Here is a 15,013-nt window from a genome sequence, read left to right on the forward strand (position 1 = left end):
CGGCTACTCCCCCGCCGGGTGGACGGCCGGGCGGATGGCCGAGACGACGTTGGTGGTGACCCCCGGTCTGGGGAGCGCGACGCCGATGAGGCAGTCGCGGGTGATGATCTCCGACAGCTGCTGCTCGGTCCATCCGTCGGTGCCTGCCGGGCGCCGCGGCATCACCATGAAGCGGTGCTTCTGATTGGAATCCTGCACGCGTACGGACACACCCTCCGGGAGCTGGAGTCCGAACTCGGACAGCACCTGTCGCGGCCACCGCACCATCCGGCGACGGTAGTTCGGCGTTCGGTACCACTCGGGCGAGTTCCCCAGGATCGGGCGCGGATAGCACGAGCACAGCGCACACACGATCACATGATGGATCGTGGGGGTGTCGGCGAGGATCTCGAAAGCCGTGAAATCGCTGGGTGTTCCGAAACCGGTCGGTTCGAGCCAGTCGACGCCGACCTCCTTGCTGGCGGCCATCGGGTCGTCGAGTGCCAACCGCTCGAACTCGGGGTCGAGCCAGGCCCGGGCGACGAGCGTCGCCGCGGGCGTCGGCCCGATCTGTTCGGCGAACTCGGTGAAGCGGCGGTGCTCCTCGGCGGTGAAGAGTCCCTTTTCGATGCACAGCTCACGCAGCGCGATCTCGAGTACCTCGAAGTCGGTGATCTCGTCGACCATCGGCTTGACCGTCCGGTCGTGGTCGTGGTCGTGGTCGTGGTCGTAGTGATCGTCGCTCATCGGCGGTCGTCCTCTCCGCCGGCGGATTCGAGCCAGCGTTCGGGGATCTCGGTCTGCAGGGTGTCGTCGGCGGGCCCGGTGTAGCCGTGCCAGAGGTCGCCCATGGTGAACCGGACCACGTAGAACCACTCCGGTTGGGCGTCAGAGAGACCCCAGGTCTCGTCCTCGGGCGCTGGGCTCTCGTAGGCGACGGCCGCGACCTCGCCGACCGCGCCCCGGACGTATTCCGGTGTCCGCGTGTACAACAGGACGGGCAGCTCGCGGACCCGGACCCGGTCCCCGATGCCGAATGCGGCGTCGCCCGCCCGCCCGGCGTAGATCTGCGGGTCGCCGATTCCGATGGCGTGCCGGTGGTGTGTGTTCCGCGGGACGTCGGATCCGTCTCCGACGCTGCGCGGGCGGGCCTCGAGACGCCGGCCGTCCAGGCCGCCCGCGTATCGCTCCCGGACCTCGAGCATGCGTTCACTGAGCTCGCCGAGCGCGATGTGGTGCTTCTCGACGAGAATTCTGGCGACCGCCAGCAACCAGCGTCCGTAGTACGGGATTCCGAGGTAGACCGCGCGACCGACGTCGACGTTGCCGATCCGACGCCGCTCTTCGGACAACCAGATTCCGCGCCAGGCGAGCACCTCACACATGACATAGGTCATGTGCTCCCATTCTTCGTACGCCTTGCCCTCGTAGGTGATCGGTGCGTCGGGCTCACCCCCGACGTCGTGCACCGGCTTCATGTAGGCGACGAATCGATCGTGGTCGAGGAGATCGGGCGTGGGGGCATCCGGCAGCTCGGGATACGAGGACTTAAGTCGCGCAACGAGTTCGAGCTGTCTCGCACGTTCTTCGGCAGTGCTCACCGGACACCTCCCGGGCCCCTGTCCGACCGTCGCAGCGCAGTTGCAGGAGAACTTACACGCCGGCCGCGGGGTTCAGGAGCGTTTTTCGGCACGCCCTTGCTCCCCGATCCGAACGAACGACAGACCACTGGCCCGCTCTGCTCCGTGAGGAGCGCCTAGAGCTTGCGGAGCTTGCGACCAACCCCTGCTCCCTGAGGAGCGCCCGGAGCCTGCGGAGCGGGCGACCAACCCCTGCTCCCTGAGGAGCGCCCGGAGCTTGCGGAGGGCGCGTCTCGAAGGGTCAGGTCAGAAGCCGGCCGTAGGCGGCGACGAAGAGCTCCACACAGACGTCGAGGATCTCGTCGAGCGCATAGCGTTCCGCGTCGGCCTCCCCCGCACCGGCGACGTACCAGTCGACGAGAAGCTGGGTGACTGCTCCGACCAGGCCCACCGACGCCAGCCGTTCGCGGTCCGACGTCGGTCGCGAGCCACGAGCGAGTGCCAGGATGAGCGCGGCCCAGTCGTGGATCGCGCGCATGCGGACCTGCTCGATCTCCGGGGACACACCCACCACTTCGACGAGCATCACACGCGCGCGCCGGGGATCGTCGGCGAGGCAGGACATGAACGCCCCGAGAGCCGCTCGTGTGACCTCCGGAACACGCTCGGCGGCAACGCCTTCCGCCGAGTCCGATGATCCGGGGGCGGCGCCGGCGATCTCCGCTGCGGCATCGACGGTCGCCGCCCGGACGAAGTTGACGCAGTCGTCGTACACGGCGACGAGCAGGGCGGCGCGGTCGGTGAAGGACTCGTAGAAGTATCGCTGCGTCAGCCCGGCGAGGTCGCAGATCCCCTTCACCGACACGTTCGTGTATCCGTCGGTTCCGAAGGCGTCGAGCCCGGCCGCGATCAGAGCGGCTCGACGGCGTTCTCTCCGCTGCGTCGGATCGGCCCCGCCATAGCGTCGCCCGGGCGGGGTCGCCGTCGACGGGGTCGGGTCCGGCACGGCTGTCACGCGAGCTCCCTCCCGGGTCTTTACATCAGATCTTCTGACACGTTACCTTGTCAGAAGTAAGTGACATGGCGTCGTGTCAGATATCGCTGTGAGGGGACAATCGTGCTGGAGTTCTTGCCGGAGCCGATGCGTGAGCCGACCGTGCTCGCGATCCCGTTCTTCGTCACCCTGCTGGCCATCGAGTGGTTCGCCGCGGCCAAACTCGAGCACGATGACACCGAGACGGCGCCGCCGGGCGCCTACGACTCGCGGGACGCGCGTTCGAGCGTCTCGATGGGACTGGTGTCGATCGCGACCAGCGCCTTCTGGAAATTCCTCGGCCTCCTGCTGTACAGCGTGCTGTTCGCCTATGTCGCCCCGTGGCAGCTGCCCGCGGACGAGTGGTACACGTGGATGATCGCCTTCCTGGGCGTGGACTTCCTCTTCTACTGGAGTCATCGCGTCTCGCATCGGGTCCGCCTGGTGTGGGCGACCCATCAGGCCCATCACTCCAGCGAGTACTTCAACTTCGCGACGGCGCTGCGGCAGAAGTGGAACATCAGCGCCGCGGTGCTGATGTGGATCCCCCTACCGCTCCTCGGCATCCCGCCCGCACTGGTGTTCGCCGCCTACTCGCTGAATCTCATCTACCAGTTCTGGATTCACACCGAGCGGATCGGAAAACTGTGGGCACCCGTCGAATTCGTGCTCAACACACCGTCGCATCATCGGGTACACCATGGCTGCGACCCCGAGTACCTCGACCGCAACTACGGCGGGGTCTTCATCCTGTGGGACCGGATGTTCGGCACGTTCGCTCCGGAGATCCGCCGGCCCCGCTACGGCCTGACCAAACCGGTGGACACATACAACATCCTGCGACTGCAGACGCACGAATATGCGGCGATCGCGCGGGATGTGCGCGGTGCGTCGACGTGGCGCGCCCGCCTCGGCTACGTCTTCGGGCCGCCGGGATGGACGCCACGCGACCTGGTCGGAGAGCAGGTGGCGGGGACGACTGGCGCATCCTCGGAACGCATCTGACGGAGCGACCTCAAGGGCGAGGTCGGTCGGGCGCCATATGCGGTCACTGTGCCGATCGTCGTGACGAGTGAGATGAGCGCGGTCTGGATGCCGAGCACCGCCCGTCTGATCGCCAAGCTCATGAGCCAGACCTCAACTCACGCAATCTGGTTCGTGCATCTGAGCCTGCCGCGAACAGGTATCCGAGCCCTGCTGCCACCACCGTCGCCCCGAGAACGGCGCAGCGCCCGAGGCCCCCGGGTCGGTCCTACCCTTCTCGCGTGTCAGGCTGTCGCGTGAGTACCGTAGGGCGGCCGAGGGAACCGTCACGGTCAGATACGGGCGCTCGGTATCAGGATGGCGTATGCCAGTTTCCTCAATTGCCCGTCGATGCCCGGCCGAGAGCGGAGCTCGGGCGACGAGATCACGTGGCCGGCGAACCCGGCCAGAGCCTGCTCCAGAGCCTTGGCATCGGCCTGTGACAGGCTGGGCGTACGCACACGGATGGCAGTGGTCCACTCGGCGGAGTAGTCCGAGGTGGTGCGGCCGAGAGAGATCTGGTCGGCTTCCGGTAGATACACCGCGTCCCGAACTGCCACGGCCAGCACCCGCCCATTGGGGCCCAGCGAGTAGTCGACGAACACGCGCAGGAGCACGTCGAGCGTGTCACCGGCGGCGGCTCCGTCGAGTGCCGCGATCGACGTCCCCGACAAGCCTTCGATGCCTCGACGGATGACCGTCCACAAGATCTCGGTCTTCCCTGCGTGCTCGTGATAGACGGTCGCCACCGAGACGCCCGCGTGGGCGGCGATCTCGTCGATACGAACGTTCCGGAAGCCGCGTACGAAGAACAACTCGGTCGCGGCGTCGAGGATTCGTTCGCGTCGGGCGATCGGACTTCGACGTGATCGTGCGTCATCTGTCCCCACCACAACAGGAGCCGTGGCCAGGTCACAGTCGAGAATCGAGTCCGTGAGCGCTCGCTGGACCTGCATGAGGCGCTTGGCCGACAGTGAGCCACGCATCCGGGCCGTGCTCGAGTACACACTGAGGACAGCGGTCGCGAGTAGTTCCGCGCCCGCCGGGTCGACCGCGGGTCGGGCGGCGCTGATCTTCGCCGCCAGCGTGTCCACGAGTCCCCCGAAGGAGCGATTCAACTCGGACAGGCCCGATCGCTCCAGGTGCAATCGTTCGCGGTTCCAGAGGATGGAGACATCTCGATGCGCGGTCATGTCACCCAATGCGTCGAAGAACAACCCGATTTGCTCCTCGGGAGTGCCACCGCGCTCCTGCGCATCGGCCATGAACCGGCTGACGGTCCGCACCTGCGCGGTCAACGCCTGCGCGAGGATGTCCTGCTTGGACGAGAAATGTCGGTACAACGCAGGCCCGGTCAGTCCGACCGTCGCACCGATCTGTTCCATGCTCACGTTGCGGTAGCCGAACTCCTGAAACAGGCGTGTCGCCTCTCGGACCAGGTGTTCGAGCCGGAGTTCGGGCAGTCGAGCGCTCTTCGCACTCGCGGTGTCTACGGATTTCGACACTGGTGTCGAGGGCAGCGGTACAGGAGACCGCGCCGATGGATCTGCGTCATGACCCGCTCGTACGCGAGTGCCGTCGTCGTTCATACTCGTTGGTCGTAACTCGGACCTCGAGTTGCACGCGCCGATAATCGCGGGGCGCGGTCAGGTGCTCGACCGGTGCGTCAGCCGGCCATCGTGACGCGCGAGATCTCGGCCTGATAGCCGCTTCCCGAACTCGGCAGGCTCGTGAGCCAGACCATGACGTAGCGGGTGGTCGGCGGCTGGGCGATCGGAATCGTGGTGGACGCCTGGTCCACCTGACCCGACGCCACCGTCGTCGTCCGGGCGAACGCCGGACGCGCCGACGGCGACGTACGGATCTCGACGCTGATCCCGGGCGTCGGACTCTCGATGGTGACCGACCGCACCAGGCGTTCCGCTCCGAGGTCGAACATGAGGCCCAGCCCCGGCTTGAGCCCGCCGAAGTCCGGACGCCCGCGATAGTTGTCGGTCTGCCACGGCGGGGCGGCGCCGGTGATCACGTTGCGAACGTTCGCCGAGTTGTCCGGTGTCTGCGCGGAGAAGTCGACGACCGAGACCGACTGCAGCGCAATGGGTTGCGGGGCCGCCGGGGCCGCGGGCGTCGGCGGCGGCTGGGCGCCGGGCGGAGGCGAGGGCTCGGTCGTGGTGAGGATCGAGTCGATGTCGCTCGAGCCGCTGCTGCCGCCGAAGATGTTGGTGGCACCCACGATCAGCGCGATGACGATGAACAGCGCGAGGAGTCCGGCGCCGATGAGCAACGCCAGGTTGCGGCGCGGTGGCTTCTCGTCGCCGCCGGCACCCAGTCGGGGCGCCACGCTCACCGGCGGCGGGGCGTCGGCGTCGGTGATGGCCGGCAACATGTCGGTGTTCAGATCGACGACCGTGGCCTGATCGAGGACGTGCTGGACCGTGGCCGCGGTACGGATCCCGCGGGAACCGTCGAGCGCGCGCGCCGCGACCGCCGAGATCTCGAACGGGATGTCGGGCTTGCTGAGCCGCGGCTCGACCGGTTGTCCGTCCTCACCGGGCGTGGCCACGGGGATCCCACCCACGGGCTCGGTGGAGTCGGCGGTGGTGATCAGCCGGGACCCGTCCGCGGGATCGAGCGCCCAGCGGTTGAGCAGGAGCGCGTACAGCACGGCACCGAGGCCGCGAACATCGGACGCCTTGTCGTCCCCGGCGAGGGTGCCGGGGAACGCCAGCACGGCATTGCCGTCGTGGCTGATGCGGATGCGGTCGGGATGGTCGATGGACAGCGCGCCACCGGAGCGGTGGGCGATCTCGGCGGCCGCGGCGAGTGAACGCACCGCCCGCGCGGCGCCGATCGGCGACGGTCCCGACCCGGCGACATCCGCCAGGGACGATCCGGGCACCCATTCGGCGACGACGATGCCGCCCGACGATCCGCGGACGACGTCGAGGACCCGTGCCACCCCGTCGGAGTTGATCTGGCCCAGGCGCAGGGTGCGCGACAGCACGGCCTGCGGTCCCTGATCGGACATCTTGGCGGCCTGACCACGCTCGGGCGGCGGTGCGAGCTGCTCGGCGTCGACGAAGGTCAGCGCGACCTCACGGTCGAGGTTGATGTCCTGGGCCCGCCAGAACTGCAGACCGCGGGTGCCGCCGTGCTGCTCGAGCAGTCGGTACCGGCCGCCGGCGACCGCAGCACCGGGGATGAGGCGTGGTCCGCGCCGGCGTGGGCTCGCCGCGCTGTCGGCCGCACCGGTCTCGGCGGCGGGAGTCGGGGTCGGTGGAGTGGGTGCGTCGCCGGCTCTGGGCGCGGCGGGCGGCCCGGTGGCAGCAGTGGTGTCGACCTCACTGTCACTCACGCGACGGACTCCTCTCCTGCGGTATCTGATGTCGCGCGGTACCGGCGCGCGTTCGGGGATGGGGCGCACATCCCGGGTCGCGCCGATCGCGCCACCGGAGTGTACGGAGTACGACTGCCACGTCGCGGTACCTCTGTCGAAGCGGCGCAGCACCTGTACCTGACCAGAGTACGGGAGCGATTCGTCGCCTGTGACGCGCGGAAACTGAACTGTGATCGCCGGTGACTGTTCACGTTCGGGCTGCGGCGGCGGGGCGAGCGCCGGGATGAACCGGCCGAGCAGACGGCGTACGGCCAGCCCGATCGCGACGACATCCGGTACGCGGGCCGCGGCGAGACCGGCGTAGGTCACCGCGAGCACCACCGCGGCGGTCAGCCCGAGGTAGAGGACCGACCCCACCTTGCCCAGCCAGCCGATCATGTCGTCGAGGCCGGTGAGTTTCGCGACTGCCCACACGGTGGCGGAGACCCCGATCGAGACAGCCAGGGTCACGACGGACGTGCGTGCCACATCCGAGAGCCGGGCCCCGCGAAGACGGCTGCGGAGCAGGAAGTGCCCGACGACGGCACCGACCAGATAGCCCAACCCGTTGGACAGCGCGAGCCAGCGCACGACGAGTTCGGGATCGTCGAAGAGCACCGGCCCCAGGTACGACGACACCACCTTCACCACGGTGATGCCCAGCGCGATGAACGTCGGGGTCCACGCGTCCTCGCGGGCGTAGAACACGCGCAGCTGGACGAGGGTCATCGAGTACGGGATGAGGGTGAACGCACCCCACGACAGCACCGAACCCAGCTGCGACGCGGAGGCGGCGTCGAACTTGCCGAAGTTGAAGACGGCGATGGCGATGGCCGGTCCGAAGAACGTCATGAACGACACGACCGGGACGAGGGCGACCATCGTCAGTCGCGTCGCCAGGGACAGATCGTCGACGACCGCCTTGGTGTCGTCGGCGGTGGCGTTGCGCGACAGTCGCGGCATGATCGCGGTCAGGATGGTCACGCCCAGCACGCCGTACGGAAGCTGCAACAACTGCCAGTGGGTGAAGTAGATGCTGACGCCCGACGCGTCGGCCGACGATGCGATCCGGTAGGTGACGATCAGGCCGACCTGGAGCAGCGCCACATACGCGACGATCGCGACGGCCATGTTCCCGAACTGGCGCAGGCGCGCGTCGATCCCCCACTGCAGGCGCAGCCGCACCCCCGACTTGCGGAGGAACGGCACCAGTATCAGCGCCTGGAGCACGACACCGGTCGTGCAACCGATGCCGAGCACCAGGAGCTGCGGATCGGACATCCGGACGGGGTTGAGGGTGATCTCGCCGGGCACCACCGCGTAGAGCACGAGAGTGGTGATCTGCACGACGTTGTTCAGTACGGGCGCCCACGCACCCGGCTTGAAGTAGCCGCGCAGGTTGAGGATCGCGATGAACAACGCGGACAGGCCGTAGAACAGGATCTCCGGCAGCAGCAGGTAGGCGAGCGCGGTCGACAGCTCGCGATTGACCTGCCCGTCCCCCAGGTTCAGATAGGTGAGCAGCGGCGCCGCGATCACCGCCACGACCGTCGCGGTCCCGAGGACGACGACGGTGATGGTGAAGATCCGGTTGATGAAACCCTCGCCGCCGTCGTCGTCCTCGGCCTCGGCCCGGGCGAGCAGCGGGATGACGATCGCGGTCAGCACGGCGCCGAGGACGACCTCGGCGATCATGTTCGGCAGCACGTCGGCCGCCTGGAACGCCGAGGCGATGGCAGGGCCGAGCATCGCGAGGATGAGCACGGTCCGCAGGAAGCCGGTGATGCGACTGAACAGGGTGGCGATCGCGATCGACCCGCTGGTGCGCAGGATGCTCGAGTCCGAGTCCCGTGCCAGACCGGTCGACGACGCTTTCCCGTCGGACGCCTTCCCCTCGGGCGCCTTCTCGTCGGGTGCCTTCTGGACGGACACCGCGCCGGCGGCCACCGGACCGTTCGACGGTCGGCGGGGGTCGGACGCGGTCATGACCCGCGTGTTGTTCTGGGCCGGTGACACGTCCGGCCGGGCCGGCGTGGGTGCCGGTGGAGTAGGTGCCGATGGCGCGGGCGGACGCGGGGCCGAGGGTGCCCGCCCGCCCGGTCGCGGCGGCGCGGGTCGTGGGGCCGCAGACCGCGCGTCGGGCGATCCTGGTGCGGCAGGCCGTGGCGCGGTGGGTCCCGGATCCGGGGACCCGGGCGGGATCCGCGTCGGAGGCACCCGGCCACCCGGAACCCGGTTCGGCGGAATCCGCCGGGGTGCGGCGCGCTCGGGACGCTGGGGCGGCACCGGGCCGGGTGTCCCCGACCGCGGTGCACGCGGCTCATCGTTCCAGGTCACGTCGCTAGGGCCGCCGTCCTCGGGTCGTCTGATGTCGGTCATGGAGGGTCATCGCCCGGTTCCTCGCCGTACGTCCGACCCTCGCTCTGCAGGGTACGGCGTCGTTCCTGATACCCGCTTCCGGCAAGCATTCGCTCGAGTTCGTCGGGTTCGGGACGGTCGGCGTCGGCGGGATCGGGCTGGCCGCGGAAACGATGCCAGAGGCGACGCGCGGTGAGCAGGACGAGCGCCGCCGCGGCGATGATCGTGATGTAGAACAGCGGCTTGCCGTACGCGTTGGTGTGCACCGACAGGCTGATCGGCTGGCCCAGTGGCACGCCGGTGACCGTCGACAACCGGATCTGCACACTGATCGCCTCGGAGGCGTCGCCCTGGGTGGGCAGCTGGATCTGCCGGGTGCCGCGCGCCGGGATCTCGATCACCCCGAGGTCGCCGATCTCGATGCCCGCCGGCTCGGATGTGGTGATCCGGGCACGCACCGGGAGCGCGAGGTCGTTGCTCACGACCAGCAGCAGCGGACTCCGCTCGGAGGCCAGCGTGTAACGACCGCCGGGATCGAGGATGGTGACCGACTGCGACATCCGGTACAGGGTCGACGCGACGGCGTCGATGCGTTCGGTCTGCGCGCGCCGCAGGTGGGTGTAGACGGCCGACCCCTGGGCATCCGGGGAGCGGATCGCCCGGAGCTGGTCCTCGCGCAGCGGCGACATGTACCGCTCGGGGGTGGCGGCGACATCCGCCGAGCGCACCAGGGCGCCCTCGAATTGCCAGCTGTCCTCGACATTGCGTCGTATCGATCCGGTCGCGTCGCTCGTCAGCACCGAGCCCACCTCGCCCACCGGACCGACCCCGGGCGGGTCGATCAGCCGCGCCTGCTCGGGCGCGGAACCGAGGTCGGCGGCCAGCGTCGACAGCGGAGCCGGTGTCGCGGCACCCGATTCGAGGAGCAGCCGTGCGGTGGTGAACAGGGCCTCGGCGTCGGCGGACGTGGGCGACCAGTACGTCGGGGGCATCAGGAACGCCGATCTGCCGACGACCGGGTCGGGCGACGGGCGTGCCCCGGGTGCGGTCGGACCGGGTTCCGGCGCGGCGATCGCGGGATAGGCGAGGGCACCGATCGCGCTCTGGCGCCTGCTTCCCTCGGACTCGTCGGACAGGTCGACGCGCTGACTCGGAGGCGTCAGAGCGGGGGTGGACGGCGCCGTACCGAGCGCGGCGAACGAGGCGGTCACAGGTGCGTCGTAGGTCTGGGCGGCGAGGTCACCGATCCGGTAGCGGCCGGCGGCGTCGCGGCGACCGACCGGCGCGACGGAGTTCGACGACACCGCGGTCGCGGTCACCTCGGCCTCGGTGAGGGCGGCGGCGCCGTCGGCGTCGATCGCCCCCAGGGCGGGGATCGAGAGACCGCGCACGCTCCGGACGCCGAGCACGGTGTCGATGATGTCGGCCGGTGACCGCAGCGCGGCCTCGGTGAGGCCGGTGTTGCCGATCCGGGTCAGGGAGGTCAGATCGGCCTGTGCGTACGGCAGGGCCACCACGCACATCCGCTGCGCGATCCATCGCAGGCCGGTGAGCCAGCGACCGGCGGCGTCCACGCCGCTACCGGGCCGGGTCGTCGACCTCGGATCGGCGGGATTGTCGGACACCTCGTACCCCAGCGACATCGCGCGCACCGTGACGACGAGGTCGGGGTCGATCGCCAGGCACATGCTGTCGGCGAGCTTCTCCGAACCGGGCAGTGCGCTCGGTTCCGGGTTCTCCGGTGTCTCGGATGGCGGCGTGTCCGATGTCACCGAATCCGATTGTGCGGGTGGGGGTTCCCCGACGACCCGCTGCAGCGCGGCGAGTAGCTCGGCGAGTCTGCCGCCGTCGGCGAGCGACCGCGCCATGTTCTCGTTGATCAACCGGACCGGTTCGGTGTTGCCGCCCAGCACACCCGGCGCGAGCTGCGGCGGGGCGGCCAACGGCCACACCATCGTCATGCGTGCCGGACTGGACAGGTTCGCCGACACCGACCCGTCCGGCCCGAGCCCGACGACCGGGTCGGCGTCGGAGTACTCGGTGGACGGGTCGACGTAACCGGCGGCCCGGGTGTCGTCGGGTGGCAGGGACAACACCGGCAGCAGCATCCGCGATCCCGCGACCTGCGCGGTGTTGCCGTACTCCGGGGTGCCGTTGACGTTGACCTGCATCGGGTACACGCCGGGCTGGGAGATGGCCAGGCCCTGGCCGTCGGGACCGTTGTTGGCCGAGAGTGCCATCGACATGCGGAAGCCGACGCTCTCGCCAGGGGCGAGCGAGTCGGACAGCGCTTCGAAGGGGCCGGCCACGGCGACGGCCGGATCGTCGTCGGCGAGGTCGGTGCGCAGGCCCGCGGCCGACGCCACCGGATCGCCGCGCTCGAGCCGGATGGTCAGGTCGGTGATGGACCGGTCGCCGACGTTGTCGACGCGTCCGCTGACGGTGACCACCGGCCGGCTGGTCGTGGTCACGATGTTCGGGGTCATCGAATCGATGACGATGCGGGCGAAGCGGCTCGGTGACCGGTCCGACGCGCCGGATCCGGCGTCGGAATCGCTGGTGGCCGTCTCCGGCGCCGCCGACGCCGGTCCCACCGCGCCGGACAGGACCATCAGACCGAGAACGGCCAGGACCACGGCGGAGGCCAGCGTCGCGAGCGCGCCGGACCGCAGCGCATGCGAGAAGGCGAGAGAACGAGACGAACGGGGCTCGACGGCGGACGGGCGCGGCTCAGCCATCGCCGGCCGCGGGCCGTCGTGGACGGCGCCGGCGCCGGCGCGGACGAACCGGGGGCGGTGGCTCGTTGCGGCGCTGGTTGCGCGCGGCGGCGGCTTTCTCATAGGCGTTGGGTTCGGTGCGGATGCTGTCGGCCTCGGACTGGGCCAGCCGGGTGGGGTCGGCGGCGAGTTCGGCGATCACACCCCGGGCCATCCGGGCGAGTCGCCGCTCGTCAGAGTACGTGAGCCGACGCGGGAGCTCGTGTAACGGCACCCAGGCCACCTCGGACACCTCGTAGTCGGCGTCGGACAGCTCGCCGCCCGTGCACCGCAGCAGGTAATGATGCACGGTCTTGTGGATCCGACGACCTTCGCTGACGAACCAGTAGTCGATCTTGCCGAGCGGGGCCACCACCGTGCCCTGGATCCCGGTCTCCTCCTCGACCTCGCGGATGGCGGTCTGCTCGGCGGTCTCGCCGGTTTCGATGTGTCCCTTGGGCAGCGACCACATGGTGCGGCCGCGACGGTCGACGCGACCGATGAGCGCGGCCGACAGCTGGTCGACGGGGAGGTCGAGGTCGGAGATGACGAGCCCCCCTGCCGAGGTCTCGCGCACGGTGCGGAGTTTCTCGTTGCCCGCGCGGTCGGGGTGGGCGCGCTCGGCAGCCGGGCGTTCGGACGCACGGTCGGCCCGAGCCGCGCGCCGTCGACCCTTCGACGCCTTGCCGCCGGCCTGGGTCAAACCGGTCTTGGTCAGCTTGGCGCTGACGGCGACCATGTCCGACGGCTTCGGCGGGGTGACGCGGGGTCGCGCACGATCGGGATCGACCGGGAGCTTGTCGACGGGCTCGGCCTCGACCGGATCCGGGCACGCGGGATCGGCGGCCCGGGCGCGGGCGAGGTCATTGGGAGTCGGGTGATGAGTGCTGGGTGCCGGTTCGGAGGCCGGGTTGGGCGAGCCGGGTTTGTGGCCCGGCCGCGAGCCCGCCTGGCCGGGAGTCGGCTGTTTGTTCTTGGGTTGGGCATGACCGCCCTGTTTGTGCCCGTGCGGACTGTGCGCCGTCGGGGTGTGAGCGGGTGCCGCACCTCGGTTCTCGGACTTGCGCCGGCCCCGGCGGCGTCGGCCGCGCCGGGCACGACGCCCCTGGCCGGAGGCATTCTGCTCGCCTTGTCCGCCACCCTCACCGTGCGCACCCGACGAGACGCCGCTGACGTCTGAAGGGTTGGTCGAGGAATCGGTGGACACTCCACGATGCTAGCGGCTGGTCACCTGCAGTTTGTCCGGACGCCTCCGAGGGCGCGTAGGTTGTGGATTCGCAGTGTCGCGAGTGCGCCGGGGGTGTATGAGTCGTCGCCGACGAGCTGTGCGGCGTCGTCGTCGCGGGTCACGACGGTAGGGTGGCAAGCCGTGAACGACACTTCCTCGTCCGGTGCGGCGGCGTCTGGGCCATTCCGGAATGGGGCAGCCCAGCCGGACCAGGTGCACTCGGCGGACCCGGAACGGCGCACCCGCCTGCTCGCCGCCGCGGCGATCGCACTGCGCGACCTCGACGACGTCCTCGTGCCCCTCGGCAAGCTGTTCGAGACCGCCGGCCACGAGCTGTACCTGGTGGGCGGCTCGGTGCGCGACGCGGTTCTCGGGCGTCTGGGCAACGACCTCGACTTCACGACCGATGCGCGCCCGGAAACGGTGTCGCAGCTCCTCCGCGGCTGGGCCGACGCGTTCTGGGACGTCGGCATCGAGTTCGGCACGGTCGGGGTCCGCAAGGGCGACCACCTGATCGAGATCACGACGTTTCGCGCGGACTCATATGACCAGGTCAGCCGCAATCCCGAGGTCACGTTCGGCAAGACCCTCGACGACGACCTGATCCGACGGGACTTCACCGTCAACGCGATGGCGGTCCGGATCGGCTCGGCGGGCGCCCAGGACTTCCGGGACCCGCTCGACGGGATGACCGCCCTGCTGGCCGGGGTCATCGACACCCCCGCCACGCCTGCACAGTCCTTCGGCGACGACCCCCTGCGCATGCTGCGCGCCGTGCGGTTCGTCTCCCAGCTGGGATTCCGGCTCGCGCCGCGCGTGTGGCAGGCGATCACCGACATGAACGGTGAGATCGAACGCATCACCGTCGAACGCATCCGCACCGAGCTGGACAAACTGATCTGCGGCGAGTTCCCGATCGAGGCGATCGACGCCATGGTCGAGACCGGTCTCGCCGAACGCGTGCTGCCCGAGGTGCCCGGCATGAAGCTCACCATCGACGAGCACCACCAGCACAAGGACGTCTACCAGCACTCACTGACCGTGCTCCGCCAGGCCATCGATCTCGAGGACGGCGATCCGGACCTGGTGCTGCGCTGGGCGGCCCTGTTGCACGACATCGGCAAACCCGCGACGCGCCGGCACGAACCGGGAGGCGGCGTCAGCTTCCATCATCACGAGGTCGTGGGCGCGAAGATGGTGCGCAAACGGATGCGGGCACTCAAGTATCCGAAGGCGGTGGTGTCCGACGTGGCGCAGCTGGTCTTCCTGCACCTGCGCTTCCACGGTTACGGAGACGGCGCGTGGACCGACTCGGCCGTCCGCCGGTACGTCACCGATGCCGGTCCCCTACTCGACAAGCTGAACAAGCTGGTGCGCGCCGACTGCACCACCCGCAACAAGCGGCGCGCCCGGCGGCTGCAGCAGAACTACGACAGTCTCGAGCAGCGGATCGCCGACCTACAGGCGGCCGAGGATCTCGAGAAGGTCCGGCCCGACCTCGACGGCAACGCGATCATGGAACTCCTCGGCGTGCCGCCCGGTCCGATCGTCGGACAGGCGTGGCGTCATCTGAAGGAGCTACGCCTGGACCGTGGACCGCTCAGCCGCGACGAAGCCGAGGATGCCCTTCGCGAATGGTGGGCGGCGCGCAGCGGTCAGTGAGGACTGCGAGACGCCCCG

10 protein-coding genes are annotated in these 15,013 nt (G+C 69.5%); 2 read left to right on the forward strand and 8 right to left on the reverse strand.

Annotated elements, in window-relative coordinates; translation table 11 throughout:
• Positions 1 to 3: 3 nt before the first annotated feature.
• The 3 genes from scnC to FFS52_RS05985 all read right to left on the reverse strand — a co-directional run bounded on the left by scnC (position 4) and on the right by FFS52_RS05985 (position 2,574).
• Positions 4 to 726 (reverse strand): thiocyanate hydrolase subunit gamma, encoded by a 723-nt coding sequence (gene scnC / locus FFS52_RS05975; protein ID WP_137809146.1) that lies wholly within the window; start codon positions 724 to 726, stop codon positions 4 to 6.
• Positions 723 to 1,580 carry an SH3-like domain-containing protein gene (locus FFS52_RS05980; RefSeq protein ID WP_137809147.1) on the reverse strand — a complete coding sequence of 286 codons (858 nt, stop codon included), beginning with the start codon at positions 1,578 to 1,580 and terminating at the stop codon, positions 723 to 725. The genes scnC and FFS52_RS05980 overlap by 4 nt, the downstream gene beginning before the upstream one ends.
• A 280-nt stretch (positions 1,581 to 1,860) precedes the next feature.
• The gene (locus tag FFS52_RS05985; protein WP_137809148.1) at positions 1,861 to 2,574 is read right to left on the reverse strand and encodes a TetR family transcriptional regulator; all 714 of its coding nucleotides are present in this window, start codon (positions 2,572 to 2,574) and stop codon (positions 1,861 to 1,863) included.
• 102 nt (positions 2,575 to 2,676) lie between these two features.
• On the opposite strand from FFS52_RS05985, the gene FFS52_RS05990 reads away from it, so the two are divergent.
• The gene (locus FFS52_RS05990; RefSeq protein WP_137809149.1) at positions 2,677 to 3,597 is read left to right on the forward strand and encodes a sterol desaturase family protein; all 921 of its coding nucleotides are present in this window, start codon (positions 2,677 to 2,679) and stop codon (positions 3,595 to 3,597) included.
• Positions 3,598 to 3,908: 311 nt separating this feature from the next.
• Here FFS52_RS05990 and FFS52_RS05995 read toward each other — a convergent pair whose 3' ends face one another.
• The 5 genes from FFS52_RS05995 to FFS52_RS24030 all read right to left on the reverse strand — a co-directional run bounded on the left by FFS52_RS05995 (position 3,909) and on the right by FFS52_RS24030 (position 13,455).
• The gene (locus tag FFS52_RS05995; RefSeq protein ID WP_249356477.1) at positions 3,909 to 5,120 is read right to left on the reverse strand and encodes a TetR/AcrR family transcriptional regulator; all 1,212 of its coding nucleotides are present in this window, start codon (positions 5,118 to 5,120) and stop codon (positions 3,909 to 3,911) included.
• A gap of 161 nt (positions 5,121 to 5,281) precedes the next feature.
• Positions 5,282 to 8,977, reverse strand: a complete 3,696-nt coding sequence (locus FFS52_RS06000) for a murein biosynthesis integral membrane protein MurJ (protein WP_137809151.1) — start codon at positions 8,975 to 8,977, stop codon at positions 5,282 to 5,284.
• A gap of 389 nt (positions 8,978 to 9,366) precedes the next feature.
• Entirely contained in the window at positions 9,367 to 11,961 is a 2,595-nt protein-coding gene (locus FFS52_RS06005; protein WP_137809198.1) for a DUF6049 family protein, read from the reverse strand.
• A gap of 118 nt (positions 11,962 to 12,079) precedes the next feature.
• Positions 12,080 to 13,312 carry an NUDIX hydrolase gene (locus FFS52_RS06010; protein WP_137809152.1) on the reverse strand — a complete coding sequence of 411 codons (1,233 nt, stop codon included), beginning with the start codon at positions 13,310 to 13,312 and terminating at the stop codon, positions 12,080 to 12,082.
• A 20-nt stretch (positions 13,313 to 13,332) separates the two neighbouring features.
• Positions 13,333 to 13,455: a hypothetical protein gene (locus FFS52_RS24030; protein ID WP_264186656.1), complete on the reverse strand. Its 123-nt coding sequence runs from the start codon at positions 13,453 to 13,455 to the stop codon at positions 13,333 to 13,335.
• 91 nt (positions 13,456 to 13,546) lie between these two features.
• Here FFS52_RS24030 and FFS52_RS06015 point away from each other — a divergent pair, with 91 nt between their 5' ends.
• The gene (locus tag FFS52_RS06015; RefSeq protein WP_058253767.1) at positions 13,547 to 14,995 is read left to right on the forward strand and encodes a CCA tRNA nucleotidyltransferase; all 1,449 of its coding nucleotides are present in this window, start codon (positions 13,547 to 13,549) and stop codon (positions 14,993 to 14,995) included.
• The last annotated feature ends 18 nt before the right edge of the window (positions 14,996 to 15,013 follow it).

The sequence above is a fragment of the Gordonia sp. ALPHA1B1 genome, from assembly GCF_005502615.1.
In the GTDB taxonomy this organism is placed as follows: domain Bacteria; phylum Actinomycetota; class Actinomycetes; order Mycobacteriales; family Mycobacteriaceae; genus Gordonia; species Gordonia hongkongensis.

What these genes read in the sequence shown, in the direction of transcription:
- FFS52_RS06005 (WP_137809198.1), bottom strand. Translation starts at nt 11,961, where the DNA reads ATGGTCCTGTCCGGCGCGGTGGGACCGGCGTCGGCGGCGCCGGAGACG.
- FFS52_RS06000 (WP_137809151.1), bottom strand. Translation starts at nt 8,977, where the DNA reads ATGACCGCGTCCGACCCCCGCCGACCGTCGAACGGTCCGGTGGCCGCC.
- scnC (WP_137809146.1), bottom strand. Translation starts at nt 726, where the DNA reads ATGAGCGACGATCACTACGACCACGACCACGACCACGACCACGACCGG.